The 12,389-nt window shown below is 58.2% G+C and carries 9 protein-coding genes and 1 pseudogene; 8 read left to right on the top strand and 2 right to left on the bottom strand.

The annotated features are described in order from the left end of the window. The first annotated feature begins 26 nt into the window (after positions 1-26). The 4 genes from IVB48_RS22855 to IVB48_RS22840 all read left to right on the top strand — a co-directional run bounded on the left by IVB48_RS22855 (position 27) and on the right by IVB48_RS22840 (position 4,622). Positions 27-1,007 carry a pyridoxamine 5'-phosphate oxidase family protein gene (locus IVB48_RS22855; RefSeq protein ID WP_247403156.1) on the top strand — a complete coding sequence of 327 codons (981 nt, stop codon included), beginning with the start codon at positions 27-29 and terminating at the stop codon, positions 1,005-1,007. Positions 1,008-1,446: 439 nt separating this feature from the next. Beyond that, entirely contained in the window at positions 1,447-2,136 is a 690-nt protein-coding gene (locus IVB48_RS22850) for a hypothetical protein (protein ID WP_247403153.1), read from the top strand. After that, positions 2,133-3,344, top strand: coding sequence for an XRE family transcriptional regulator (locus IVB48_RS22845; RefSeq protein ID WP_247403150.1), 1,212 nt, complete (start codon positions 2,133-2,135; stop codon positions 3,342-3,344). Before IVB48_RS22850 ends, IVB48_RS22845 begins: the two co-directional genes overlap by 4 nt. 462 nt (positions 3,345-3,806) lie before the next feature. Continuing rightward, the gene (locus IVB48_RS22840; protein ID WP_247403148.1) at positions 3,807-4,622 is read left to right on the top strand and encodes a hypothetical protein; all 816 of its coding nucleotides are present in this window, start codon (positions 3,807-3,809) and stop codon (positions 4,620-4,622) included. A 239-nt stretch (positions 4,623-4,861) separates the two neighbouring features. Here the strand turns inward: IVB48_RS22840 and IVB48_RS22835 are convergent. Then, a pseudogene (locus IVB48_RS22835) lies at positions 4,862-6,360 on the bottom strand (CoA-acylating methylmalonate-semialdehyde dehydrogenase). Positions 6,361-6,466: 106 nt separating this feature from the next. Here IVB48_RS22835 and IVB48_RS22830 point away from each other — a divergent pair. Next, positions 6,467-7,354 (top strand): LysR family transcriptional regulator, encoded by an 888-nt coding sequence (locus IVB48_RS22830; protein WP_247403145.1) that lies wholly within the window; start codon positions 6,467-6,469, stop codon positions 7,352-7,354. Here the strand turns inward: IVB48_RS22830 and IVB48_RS22825 are convergent. Beyond that, positions 7,320-8,267, bottom strand: a complete 948-nt coding sequence (locus IVB48_RS22825; protein ID WP_247403142.1) for a LysR family transcriptional regulator — start codon at positions 8,265-8,267, stop codon at positions 7,320-7,322. The two genes, IVB48_RS22830 and IVB48_RS22825, sit on opposite strands and share 35 nt — an antisense overlap. A 114-nt stretch (positions 8,268-8,381) precedes the next feature. Between IVB48_RS22825 and IVB48_RS22820 the strand changes: the two genes are divergently transcribed. The 3 genes from IVB48_RS22820 to IVB48_RS22810 all read left to right on the top strand — a co-directional run bounded on the left by IVB48_RS22820 (position 8,382) and on the right by IVB48_RS22810 (position 12,388). Further along, the gene (locus tag IVB48_RS22820; protein ID WP_247403139.1) at positions 8,382-9,371 is read left to right on the top strand and encodes a nitronate monooxygenase; all 990 of its coding nucleotides are present in this window, start codon (positions 8,382-8,384) and stop codon (positions 9,369-9,371) included. A 103-nt stretch (positions 9,372-9,474) separates the two neighbouring features. Then, entirely contained in the window at positions 9,475-10,830 is a 1,356-nt protein-coding gene (locus IVB48_RS22815; protein ID WP_247403136.1) for an MFS transporter, read from the top strand. Positions 10,831-10,948: 118 nt separating this feature from the next. Then, positions 10,949-12,388: a branched-chain amino acid ABC transporter substrate-binding protein gene (locus tag IVB48_RS22810; protein ID WP_247403134.1), complete on the top strand. Its 1,440-nt coding sequence runs from the start codon at positions 10,949-10,951 to the stop codon at positions 12,386-12,388. Position 12,389: the final 1 nt, after the last annotated feature.

Here is a 12,389-nt window from a genome sequence, read left to right as displayed (position 1 = left end):
CGGCAAATCTTCTTCGAGGTGCGGTCATGACCAGCCTTTCCGAACGGAGCTCGTCTCCTTTTCACCAGGGCGAGATCGACGTGCAGCGACGCGTCGGCGTGGCGGACAGAGTGAGCGAGCGCGGGAAAACCTCCATCCGCACGTGGATGCCAGATCAGCACCGTGAATTCTTCGCAGGACTCGAATACCTCCTTGTCGGCTCGTCGGACCGGGCGGGCTGGCCGATCCCTTCGGTCCTGTTTGGCCCGCGCGGATTCGTCTCTTCACCGGATCCAGGACGGCTGCGCATCGAAGCGTTACCGAAGACCTTCGACTTGCTCGGAACGAATCTTTCCGTGGGCGCCAGCTTGGGCGTGCTGGGCATAGACCTGACCAATCGCCGGCGAAACCGCATGAACGGAACGCTGATCACCCTCGACCAGACAAGTTTCGAGGTGGCGGTCGTGCAGAGCTTTGGCAATTGCCCTCAATACATCCACACGCGCCATATCAGCTCGGCACCATCCGCGGCACCGGAGCAACTCGGTCCCAGCGAGGTGGAGGCCTTCGACGTCTTGGACGATGCGGCACGAGAGCTGATCCGCCAGTCGGCGACCTTCTTCGTCGCCTCATGTGCGGCTTCAGATGATGGATCATCGTTCGATTGCGATATTTCTCACCGCGGCGGCAAGCCAGGCTTCATTGACGTGGCTGGCAACCAGATCACCGTTCCGGACTTTGCGGGTAATTCCTTTTTCAACACGCTTGGCAATTTTGTGTCCAATCCCAGGGCGGGACTGCTTTTTGTCGACTTTGTCGTCGGCGATGTCCTAGTACTGCAAGGCACGATCGAGTTGCTCTGGAATGATCGATCAACTCAGCGCTTTAAGGGCGCCGAGCGCGCCTGGCGGCTTCATGTCGAAGCCGGCCGGAGAGTGCGGGCTGCGGCGATCCCTCTTATCGGAGAGGTGGTCGGATATTCGGTAGTGTCTCAGTTTGAACTCTCGTCGGCTTCGCGCTTCTTGTAGGGTCCGCGAACAACCGGACCGGATTGGCCGCATCGATCAGCGCAACCACGTCCGTCATCTTCATAACCGGGTCGATCAAGCCCGCAGCCATTGCCGGGGTGGCCGCCGAGCGTTTTGTGGACACGGCAGAAGTTGTAGACCGCCAGAGCGCGACAGCTGCGACGACCTGCAAGTAGGCCTTGTGGCCGTCCGTGGTGAGCTGGACACGGTTGGCAAGGCGGCCTTCAAGTCACCACGAACGCGCGATGCCGGTATGCTGGCTGGGGTCGCCACCATGCCATGAGACGATCAGCTTGCCTCCGCCATCCACGTCCAGACATCGCCAGCGGCCTCAGGCGCGACCTTGGCTTACCGGCTAGGAAAGATCAACACAACACTTTACTTTGAAGCACCAAATGTGCATCATACTTAAATCGACCATCGATTCAAGGATCGCGCTGTGACCGACGATGAGATTTTGGGCGCCTTCTGGCGGACACTCCTGAGGGACACGAAGCTGACCTTTTGGAAGCGGCTTCAAAACGCGTTCGAGTGGGCTTACGACGACTCTTTTCAATCGGTCATCAACGACCCCCGAATTCTCGAAGATCAGCGCGCTGCAATGTTGCTGGATCAGCGCTTTTACGTCGCTGAAACCGCCCTTCAGCGCACGGCCAGCGAGACCGGCCTGATTTCAACGGGACAGAAGATCAGTATTAACAGCTGGAACTATACGTTGGTCCGCGGTGGCGACGTCACCATGGTTCAATCGTATGTGCAAACACCGTCTGATTTTGCCCGTCCGGCTAAATTTCGCGAAACGCTCTCAGCCGTGAACACGTTTCTCAATGCGCCTCAGCTCGACTTAGGCGACGTCGATCCGAAGATTTTCACGGTTGCCCAATTGAGCGGCATCGTCATCCACGGGCCAACTGGCAAGAAGTTTGACGAAGATAGCCAAAGACTCGGATTCTTGAACTTCGCTGTCGCAGACGAATCGTATCGTGCTTGGGGCTTGAATTTTCCTGTACTTGAGATCATTGCGCGGTTCGAACACGGCGAAATGGGAATTGAAGCGCCGCAGCGCGACATTGCCCAGCCCCTCATCAAACGTCCTGGGAAAAAGAAGGGCGATCAGGAAGAGACATGACAATTGGTACTTCCGGATTTGTTGGCGAACGTCTTACCGAGGCACGTCAGGCTTTTGGCCTGACAAAGGTAGCGCTTGCTGAAATGATCAACGTTTCCTCTGCCGCGATCTCTCAATACGAAAATGGTCCGCAGTCCCCGCGCGCCGACGTCATGGATAGATTGTGCGACAAGTTGGGATTCCCGAGGAGTTTCTTTCTCAATCGGTCAGTCGTCGACGAAGATGATCCGACGTTTTGGCGCTCGAATGCAAGCGCCACGCAAATCGCGCGGGAACGATGTCATCCACGGCTTAGGTGGCTGAAGGAAATTACCGCATACCAAAAGCAATTTTTGGATTTTCCAAATCTTGTTCTTCCGCCTATCCATGCTCCCGACGATTTTAGGACGCTGACGTCGGCGCAGATTGAGCACATCGCCAATGAGTGTCGCGAATGGTGGAACTTTGGATCAGGACCCATTCCAGATCTATTGTTGGAATTGGAGAATAGCGGCGTAGTTACCGCCCGCATAAATGTAGCTGCCGATTCTTTGGACGCTTTTTCGCAGTGGTCGACGTCATATCGAACACCATTCGTAGTGCTTGGAAAGGATAAAGCGAGTGCCGTCCGATCTCGTTTTGATGCTGCGCACGAACTCGCTCATTTGCTGCTTCACCGGAAGGTCGATCGCAGGCGAGTAAAAAATACAGCTGACTGGAAAATACTGGAGACACAGGCTCACCGTTTTGCGGCAGCTTTCTTGCTACCGGCAAAGAGTTTTTCTGACGAGCTTTGGGCCGCGACCCTCGACGGCATGATGGCACGCAAGGAACGGTGGAAGGTGTCAATTGCCATGATGATCGTGCGTTGCGAGCACATTGGCATTATCAACCAGGATCAAGCCAAGAGACTATGGATAAATTACAATCGGCGTGGATGGCGCGGCGAAGAGCCTTTGGACGCTGTTCTAAAATCTGAGGAGCCGCGAGTATTGCGGCGCGGATTCGAGACGCTGATAGATGAAGGCGTTCGCACGAAAGAGCAGATCGTTACTGATCTGTCGCTGCCTGAGCGTGAAATCGAGCAACTTAGTTCGCTGCCAGCTGGTTATCTGTCGGGTCAGAAGGCGGAGATAAAGGCATTCCCGCGACTAAAAGCGCAGGACAGTGCGCAGAACGAGAGGTCGGCAGAAATTGTCTCGATTTGGGATAGGAAGAAACCTACTTAGCTTTCTTGCCCCAGCGCTCTCTCAGCAGCTTGCTGAGCAATCTCTTTGTGCCGCTTGGGGGTCATGCTGGTCAGCACGCTTTCTGCCGCCCATGCGCCACGGCGGCAGCGTTCTTGCCGTCCCTCAATCTCGCCTGTGGGGATCCTGGCAATCATGATGGCGGCGCTGGCCGCTTTTCGCCTTTTTTGAACCCTTGGCAGTTGCTCTACAACCTATAGATTGCTTGACGCTAAGCATATGACAGATCGTCCGCGCGTCGAAGGTCTCTGTGAATTTTGGGGATTACAGGGCCTAAACGGCGAAAGAGGCCCCCTTTCGGGAGCCTCTTTCAAAGATGTTTAGACTCAGGTAGCGGCTCAAAGGCAAATGTCGCGACGCGCCATCACTCCCGGAGTGGTCAGGGTTATCGCTAACTCACGTATCCCTGTCAAGTTCCTTAAAAAACAGTCGGTCATAACCTAAATGCCGGATATCTCTTACGAATTTTTAACCAAGTTCTTTACCAACTATTTGCCATTTTCCCCAACACCTAGCCAAGTTGAGGACTTTCAATCGGATCTGACCCTCGTAAGTCCTTACTTACTTGAGGCCTCCCTGATCGAAGTCAAGGAGGGAACCAAAGGCACAATCCTCCGATATCGCCCCAACGATTGGCGCCCCGCGATTTTCTCAGTTTACAACCGCAAAGTCGCTGAGCATGCTCAGCTTTTTCCCGTCTTTCACTCTTTCGAGAATGCCCTGCGCTCGACCGTCGCGGTGACTTTAGAGCAACATTACAAACATGCGCGCTGGTGGAGAGCCATTTACGAGGAACTGACGCGGGGCGGGAAAGCAAAGAATATCACCCATATTGGAGCCGTTCCCCTTGCGAGGCACGCAGCCTTCAGAATTGGGGCCGTGATTTTAGATATGGAGGGCAAGAAGTTCCCTCACGGCCCTGTAGACGCAATGAAGAACGGTTATGAGTTCATGCATGATTGCCACCTAAATCACATCAGGCAGCTGATTGAAGATCACTGGTCAATATTCTCGCCTAAATTCGATCCGCTCAGCGCGGCCGACTTCAGTGCGAAATTTGAGAAAGTGCGTGAGGCCCGAAATGCAGTTTACCATCATCGATCCCTAGCGGGCATGTCAGATGTAGTAGCGGCTGCGGAAGAGCTCTTGGACAAGCTCAACTTTTGTCTGAAATTTGTTCACGGCAAAATTGGCGCGTGCGAGCCCAAAATTTCTTTTTTGATCGAAGCCGAAAAGCGGCACCGCACTTGGGTGATCTAATTTCTGGTCGACGGGTGAGCGTTGCCAATAGCCCAATGCAGTTGAGTGAACGAGCATGACAACAGGGGCCGCCGATGGAGATCGAGGCGGCAAATTTCGAGTCTGGTCGGACGATTCTAGGGCGATATTCACGGATTGATCGGCCGAATTCACCTCTCTGGGGCGACTGCCAGAGTTCACCATTTGAGGGCCGGGTTGAGAAGGCCGTGGAGCTGCCACGGCCTTCCATTCGGAGAAGATCAGGACATCGTCGGCATCACGAACTCGGCGCCGGCCCGGATGCCGGTCGGCCAACGGGTCGTGATCGTTTTCAGCTTGTATAAAAGCGAACGCCCTCGGGGCCATGCATGTGATGGTCGCCGAACAGAGAGGCTTTCCATCCACCGAACGAATGGAATGCCATCGGCACCGGGATCGGTACGTTGATGCCCACCATGCCGACCTGGATCTGATGCGCAAACTCACGCGCCGCATCGCCATCCCTGGTAAAGATTGCGGTGCCGTTGCCGAACTCGTGCTGGTTAATCATGTCGGCCGCGTCGTCATAAGACTTGGCCCGGGCCACCACGAGCACCGGTCCGAATATCTCTTCGCGATAGATCTTCATGTCCGTGGTCGCGCGATCAAACAGGCTGCCGCCGATGAAGTAGCCCTTCTCGTAGCCCTGGCGATGGAAATCGCGCCCATCCACAATCAGCTTCGCGCCTTCGTCAACGCCGGCGTCAATATAGCCTCGGACTTTGTCGAGGTGCTGCTTCGTCACCAGCGGGCCCATCTCGGCCTCGGGGTCGGTACCGGGACCAATGTTAAGCGCGCGGACCTTGGGCGCCAGCTTTTCGATCAGACGATCGGCGGTGATGTCTCCGATCGGAACGGCTACCGAGATCGCCATGCAGCGCTCGCCGGCGGAGCCATAAGCCGCGCCCATGAGAGCGTCGACGGCCTGGTCCATGTCGGCGTCAGGCATCACGATCATGTGGTTCTTGGCGCCGCCCAGCGCCTGGCAGCGCTTGCCGTGGCTGGTCGCCGTCTCATAGATGTATCGCGCAATCGGCGTCGAGCCGACGAAGCTGACCGCCACGATATCGGGATCCGTTAGGATGGCATCCACCGCTTCCTTGTCGCCATGCACGACGTTGAACACGCCGTCGGGCAGCCCGGCCTCCTTCAGCCACTGCGCAAGCACGAGCGAGGCCGAGGGATCGCGCTCCGACGGCTTGAGGATAAACGTATTGCCGCAGGCCAGCGCAACCGGGAACATCCACATCGGGACCATTGCCGGGAAATTGAATGGCGTGATGCCAGCGACCACCCCGAGCGGTTGACGCAGCGAGTGGCTGTCGACACGGGTCCCGACATTCTCGGTGATCTCTCCCTTGAGCAGTTGCGGCGCGCCGGTCGCGAACTCCACCACCTCCATGCCGCGTTGGATCTCGCCCTTCGCGTCCGAAAGCACCTTGCCGTGTTCGGCGGTGATCACTTGGGCAAGTTCATCGATTCGATCCTCCATGATCCGCAGGAAACGGTTGAGAATACGAGCACGGCGCAGTGGCGGTGTGTTCGCCCAGCCCGGGAAGGCCTTGCGGGCGGCTGCAGCGGCCGACCGCACGTCTTGCGTCGTGGCAAGTCCGAGCGTTGCCGATTGCTCGCCGGTCGCGGGATTGTAAACCGGCGCGGTGCGAGGGCCGCGGCTCGGCACCAGCTCGCCATTGATGAAGTTCAGAATAGTCACGGACATTGGCTGCTCTCCCTAACATGATGCTTGATCGAGCCAGATATGCAGCGCATAAAAATGCGGCATCAACGGCCGAATTCGCGGCTCCGTTGTGCAGAAAGTGTAGTCAATGGATTGGGAGCGCGTTCGGATATTCCTAGAAGTGGCGCGTGCCGGCCAGATTCTGAAGGCCTCGAAAAGCCTACGGCTGAACCATGCAACGGTCGCCCGGCAACTGACCGCGCTGGAGAGTAGCTTGAATGCCAAACTGCTCGAACGACACACTACAGGCTGCACGCTGACGGCGGCGGGCGAGGCGCTTGTCGCCGCTGCCGAGCGCGCAGAGAGCGAATTCCTCAAAGTGGGATCGAGCATTGGAGGCGCCGCCGAGGCCCTCACCGGAACCGTGCGCGTAGGGGCACCGGACGGGCTTGGCAACTACTTCCTCGCCGATCGGCTGGGCGCGCTGGCCGCGAAGCACCCGGGCCTTGTCATTCAACTCGTGCCGCTTCCGCGCACATTCTCCCTGTCAAGGCGCGAGGCCGACGTTGCGATCACGCTGGACCGGCCCAAGCAGGGTAAGCTGATCCTGTCCAAACTCACCGACTACACGCTCAGTGTCTATGCTGCTGATACTTATCTCGCGCGCGAGGGTCCCATCAAGACGCAGGCCGATCTTGCCGGCCGCCTGTTCGTCACCCAGGTCGAGGATTTCGTCTACAGCAGGGCATTGGACTATGCCTCAGTGCTCGGCCGGCTCATGTCGCGACGCTATGAATGCGGTAGCGTCGTTGCGCAGATGGAGGCCGTTCGTGGTGGACACGGCGTCGGAATCCTTCATGATTACGTGGCCCAGCGCTATCCCGAATTGCAGCGTCTGCTTCCCGACATTCGTTTCGTGCGGAATTACTGGTTGACGTCGCATCCCGATACGCACGAAACGCGGCGGGTTGCAGAAGTGCATCGCTTTATCGTGGCATCAGTCAAGGCGGCGAGGCCGTCTTTCGAGGCTGCTTGAGCGCCACTGCCGGTTGCTCGGGCGGAGCTGTTTGGTTCGTTCCCGATCCGGCGCATTCCATGAACGCCCGCAGAGCGGAGGACACGAATGCGTCCTTGCGGTGAACGAACACCGTGGTGGCCCTGCCGGTCCCGTTCGGCAGCGAATGCAGGCGGATCAAGCCCTGTCGTTCGGCAGAATCGGCGACGACGCGCGGCACCAATGACAGCCCGACCGAAGCCGCCACACAACCGATGATTCCGTCGAGCGTTCCCATTTCCATCCAGCGCAGGTCGACGAAACCACGATGCGCAAGATATTCGGACAGACGCTGTCGATAGGAGCAACCGGCACGAAACACGATCACCTTCCGGCCGCTTCCCGAAGCCAAGAATTTGCCGAGGTGTTGGGGGGACGTCACCATCGGCGGCGTGATCAGCACCAGCTCCTCCTCCACGATCGGTGTGCAGGTCAGTTCACCGTGCGTGACCGGTGCAGAGACAAAAGCTCCGTCAAGCTTCCGAGACAATACGCAGTCGACCAGCGCTGCGGTCGGGCCTGTCTCGATTTGGACGTCAACATCGGGATAAGCGATGCCGTAATGGGTGAGCAACGGTGGTAGGCGCAACGCCGCCGTCGTCTCCATTGATCCAATGCGCAGCTCGCCGCCCGGCCACGCCTCGTCCTTCACTGCGCAATGCGCCTCGGCCAACAGATCGCTGATGCGCTTGGCGTAAGGAAGCAGCCTGTTGCCCATGGAGGTGAGCGTAACGCCTTTCTTGGACCGATCAAAAAGTCGGACACCGAGCTGGTTCTCCAGCGCTCGAATTCGCTGGGTCACGTTCGATTGCACGGTGTGGAGATTGTGGGCGGCGCGGCCGATTCCGCCGGCCGTGGCGACCGCGGAAAAGAAATTCAGATCCGTGCTGTCCATGTGGTCATCTCCCGGAATGATGACTCTGATCAATAATAATCACTTTTATGTTGTCAACAGCCAATCTAGCTTCCCAGCATCCGAGACGGGCATAAGCCTAGGAGAGGAAGAGACATGGCTATCAATACGAGACTGACCGAATTTTTTGGGCTCGAGCACCCGATCGTGCTGGCGCCGATGGATCCGGCCTCCGGCGGCGAGCTGGCCTCCGCGGTTTCCGCGGCAGGTGCTCTCGGCCTTCTTGGCGGCGGCTATGCCAACCGCGCCTGGTTCGAAGAACAGTCCGCAAAGGTGAGCCGCCCGGACGTCGGCTGTGGATTCATCACCTGGGCGCTGGCGAACGATCCGGGTCTGCTCGATCTCGCTCTGGAGCGGCACAAGAAAGCGATCATGCTGTCGTTCTCGGATCCTGCGCCATATGCCCCGAAAGTGAAGCAGGCCGGCATCCCCCTGATCTGTCAGGTGCATACGCTCGAGCATGCCCAGCGGGCGATCGACGTCGGCGCGGACGTTATCATCGCACAGGGTACGGAGGCCGGCGGCCACGGACTCACGGCGCGCTCGACGATGCCGTTCGTTCCTGCAGTCGCCGATATGATCGCGCAACGAGCGCCGCGCGTTCTCCTTCTTGCCGCCGGAGGCATTGCTGACGGGCGCGGTCTCGCCGCCGCGCTAATGCTAGGTGCCGACGGTGCTTTGATCGGATCGCGGTTTTGGGCCACGCAAGAGTCGGTCATTCATCGCAACGCCAAGGAAAAGGTGCTGGCAGCCACCGGCGATGAAACGATCCGGACACGTGTCTACGACGTTGTCCGCAAAAAGGCTTGGCCCTCGGAGTACACTGGACGCCTGATGAAGAACGGCTTCATCGAAAGGTGGCATGGCCGGGAAGACGAGCTGCGCACACTGCAAGAAGCCGAGCTGCAGCGCGTCGAGAAGGCGTGGGTCTCCGGCGACTACGATACGGCCAATGTCACGGTCGGAGAAGCAATCGGTCTCATCAACGACATTCCAACCGCCGGTGAGCTGGTGAAGCGAATTTCGGCAGAAGCAAGCGCATGTCTTGCGCGCTATGCGCCGACGCGAAATTCTATCGCGGCCTAACGGGTCCGCAACTTTCTACATATTGCCGGGTGGAGAAGGGGCGTGCGCTGCGGCGCGCGCGCCCGGGAAAACACGTGCCCAACAAGGCCGATGGAGAGATATGATGAGCGAACCTAAAGCGGACGCCCCGAACCTGAGCATCTGGACGGTGGTGCTTGCCTCAAGTGCAGGCACGGTTATCGAATGGTATGACTTCTATCTCTATGGAAGCCTTGCCGTGTTCTTTTCGACCCTTTTTTACCCCGCCAATGATCCCACCGCCGCCGTCTTGATCAGTGTTGCGACCTTTGCGACCGGATTCGTCATCCGGCCGTTCGGTGCCATCCTGTTCGGCAGTCTTGGCGACCGATTGGGACGCAAGCACACGTTTCTGCTGACACTTATCTTAATGGGGATTTCGACCACCGCGGTCGGCCTTTTGCCGACATATGAAACTATCGGCTTTGCTGCACCTGTCGCGTTGGTCTTGCTCCGTTTGGTACAGGGCTTGGCCATCGGCGGCGAGTACGGTGGCGCTGCCATCTATGTGGCTGAGCATGCACCGGTAAACCGTCGAGGCTTCTTCACCAGTTTTATCCAGACCACAGCCACCTTGGGCTTCTTCGTTGCAATTCTGGTCGTGCTGGCGTGTCGGCTATCGCTCTGGGAGGAAGGTTTCCGTGCTTGGGGCTGGCGTATCCCGTTCTTGCTGTCTGCACTTCTCGTCGTGTTTTCGGTCTATCTTCGTCTGAAGCTGAGCGAGTCGCCGGTTTTCGAGCAGATGCGCCAGGCCGGCAAGGTCTCGCGCGCGCCGGTTCGCGAAAGTTTTGGCACGAGACAAGGGTTGGGTTATGCGCTCTATGCTCTCTTCGGCGCGACGGCGGGTCTGGGATGCGTGTGGTACACCGGGCAATTCTATGCGCTGTATTTCCTGCAGAGCGTTCTCAAGGTCGACTTCCTGACGGCGAATGTCTGCGTCGCCGTTGCTCTAGCCCTTGGCACGCCCCTGATCGTCGTGAGCGGGGCCCTGTCAGACCGCATCGGACGCCGCCCGCTGATCGTCACCGGCCTGCTGCTCGCCGCCGCGCTCTACGTTCCCATCTACATGGGGATTGCAAGCGCCACGGCTGCGCACAATTACGTGGTTGTCACCGCGCTAATCCTGGCGCAACTCATCTTCGTAGCGCTGGTCTACGGGCCGAATGCCGCATTTCTCGTCGAGCTCTTTCCGGCGCGGCTGCGATATACTTCGCTATCGCTTCCCTATCACATCGGCACCGGGATATTCGGCGGCTTCGTTCCGCTGATCAGCCTCTCGCTCGTCAGCTACACCGGCAACATCTACGCCGGCCTGATCTATCCCATCGCGATCGCACTGATGACCGCGGCGGTTAATGTCCTCTGCCTGCCTAGGACTATCGCAGTCGACCTTTCCAGTGAATTCGGCAGCACACCGGCAGCCAGCCGCCAGATCGCATGAGCCGCCAATTGCCATCAAGGTGTTCGTGCAAGACCCTTTGCACGAACACCCCGCGGGAATTTGCCGTGGCGATGGTATGAAGGAGTAATTCGACGTCTGCGATGAGCCCCTGGCTGTCGTGATTGCGAAGACTACCTCCCTCGACTTGTCGCAGATGTCCTGCGGCCCAGTCACCCCGTTGCCGATTGCAACGGGGTGTTTTTTTTGCGTCCGCATCCGCCTCGTCGAAGGCAACCCGTTGCCCAAAGCAGCAGCAATCTGTCTCGATTGTAGGCGATCATCGCCGGTCCACCTGCTCGTGCTCCGTTGCGCACGCCCATTTGCGAAAATTCGCACTGTCTCGCTCGTGCGGGATGGATACAGTTTTTCCGAGCAGGGGAGGGCATTGCCAATGAAGCTGATAAACAAATTGTTGCTGCTGACATGCGGCGCGCTGGTCGCGGTGGCGACCGGAACAGTTCCGGTCTTGGCCAAGGAGACCGTAAAGCTTGCGTTTATTGGACCATTGTCGGGCGGGAATTCAGCTCCCGGTATCGGGGGCCGCAATTCCACGCAGTTGGCCGTGCAATTGAGAAACGCCGACCCATCGGCAAAGTACATTTTCGAGCTCGTCACCTTGGACGACGAATGCAAGCCGAATATCGGCATCCAGGTCGCAACCAAGGCCGCATCGGATCGTAGCATCATCGCCGGTGTGACCCACTATTGCTCTGCCGTAGGCATCGCGACGGTTGATACCTATGCCCGGTTCGGATTGCCGGTCGTGGTGTGGGGCGCCATCCTGCCCGAGATCACCTATGGCAACGACTACCACGAAATTCATCGCGTCAACGGGACGATGATCAATGAAGGCAAGCTCGCAGCGGAGTTCCTCACCAAGCAGGGTTTCCTGAAATACGTTGTCGTTCACGACACCACCGACTACGGCAAGGGACAGAACAAATATTTCAGCGAATATCTCAAATTGGCCGGCGGCGAGATCGTCGCGACTTTTCCGGTCAGCCCGGATCAGCAGGACTTCACGGCTGAGCTCACCAAGATCAAGGAGCTGAAGCCAGATCTGATCATGGTGGGCGGCCTGACGCCGCTCGGCGTCCGATTGCGGGCTCAAATGGATCGGGTCGGTGTCACCGCTCAGCTTGCGGGCGTCTCTGGCATCATGAACGCAGGCTTCCTGGAAGGCGCAGGTGCCGCGGCGGAAGGAACGATTTCCTTCCACAACGGTGCTCCCATCACCAAATATGAGCAGGGTCAAGCGTTTCTCGAAGCATACGCCAAGGCGGGCTTTCGCGAAGACCCGGACGCCTATGGCCCCTTCGCCTACTCCGCCGCCACTCTGATCATGGATGCGATCGAGAAGGTTGGCCCCGACCGCGCCAAGGTCAAGGACCTGCTCAATACGACCAAGGCATACAAGTCGCTGGTCGGCGAGATCAATTTCGACGACCACAGGCAGAACATTCTGAGGGCCAACGTCTATGTCGCCCAGGATGGTAAATGGGTCTATTGGCCGGATAGCGAATATGCCGCCAGCAAACGAAAACTCCGCCTCAATTGAC

The sequence above is a fragment of the Bradyrhizobium sp. 76 genome, from assembly GCF_023073025.1.
Taxonomy (GTDB): domain Bacteria; phylum Pseudomonadota; class Alphaproteobacteria; order Rhizobiales; family Xanthobacteraceae; genus Bradyrhizobium.
Note: the sequence above shows the minus strand (reverse complement) of the source record. Positions and strands in the feature narration are given on the sequence as shown.

Coding starts and splice junctions, on each gene's coding strand:
- IVB48_RS22855 (WP_247403156.1), top strand. CDS start 27: ATGACCAGCCTTTCCGAACGGAGCTCGTCTCCTTTTCACCAGGGCGAG.
- IVB48_RS22845 (WP_247403150.1), top strand. CDS start 2,133: ATGACAATTGGTACTTCCGGATTTGTTGGCGAACGTCTTACCGAGGCA.
- IVB48_RS22840 (WP_247403148.1), top strand. CDS start 3,807: ATGCCGGATATCTCTTACGAATTTTTAACCAAGTTCTTTACCAACTAT.
- IVB48_RS22830 (WP_247403145.1), top strand. CDS start 6,467: ATGGATTGGGAGCGCGTTCGGATATTCCTAGAAGTGGCGCGTGCCGGC.
- IVB48_RS22825 (WP_247403142.1), bottom strand. CDS start 8,267: ATGGACAGCACGGATCTGAATTTCTTTTCCGCGGTCGCCACGGCCGGC.
- IVB48_RS22820 (WP_247403139.1), top strand. CDS start 8,382: ATGGCTATCAATACGAGACTGACCGAATTTTTTGGGCTCGAGCACCCG.
- IVB48_RS22815 (WP_247403136.1), top strand. CDS start 9,475: ATGAGCGAACCTAAAGCGGACGCCCCGAACCTGAGCATCTGGACGGTG.